General features: G+C 31.8%; 1 protein-coding gene. It reads left to right on the top strand.

Annotated elements, in window-relative coordinates; all coding sequences use genetic code 11:
* The first annotated feature begins 153 nt into the window (after window positions 1-153).
* Window positions 154-528 carry a lysozyme inhibitor LprI family protein gene (locus tag HHA41_RS13030; protein WP_354667278.1) on the top strand — a complete coding sequence of 125 codons (375 nt, stop codon included), beginning with the start codon at window positions 154-156 and terminating at the stop codon, window positions 526-528.
* Window positions 529-651 lie beyond the last annotated feature (123 nt).

Raw genomic sequence — 651 nt, 5'->3', positions numbered from 1 at the left:
CCACTTACCCAAGTTACGCCTTAAATTTGGCTCAATTAGGGGCGCTTTGCATTTCAAATCTTTGTGCAACAAAGCCATGCTAATATCAAAGTCGAGTATGGGAGGATTTCTGTTATTTTTGAAAAAGGATTGAAATGTGAATGCTATAAATAAATTTATAATATTTTTTTCTTCTCTTTAAATTCTTATGCTGTTGTTCCTGAAGATTTTTTATATGAAGATGCTTTAGGAGTAATATGCAAAGAAGGAAGTCCTCTTCAAGAGGATTTGAGGTACTGCCTTTCACGAGGTTATTTAGAGTCGGATCATGAGTTAAACAGAGAGTATAAAAAAAGAATGAAAAAACTAAAATTAATTAAAAAGAAGAAATTATTATCAAGTCAAAAAAATTGGTTAAAGAGAAGAGAAAATAAATGTACTTCTGAGTATGAGTTGGCAGAAGGAGGGCATGAAGCTCCAATTTATTTATTAGATTGTTATGTTCAAGAGAAAGAAGAACGAATTAATTTTTTAAAAAACTATAGATAATATCAGACTGGAGCCTGTAAATAATTTTGTGTAATTGCTTTTGATCAATTTAAAGGTGATTGCTTAAGCGGTCACCGAATTCAATAATAAAGCGGCTCATGGCTAAACGCCAGTCGCGAATAG

Origin of the sequence: Acinetobacter sp. A1 (assembly GCF_012371315.1) — a bacterium.
In the GTDB taxonomy this organism is placed as follows: Bacteria; Pseudomonadota; Gammaproteobacteria; order Pseudomonadales; family Moraxellaceae; genus Acinetobacter.
The sequence above is the reverse complement of the archived record's forward strand: the minus strand, read 5'-3'. Positions and strand labels throughout refer to the sequence as shown.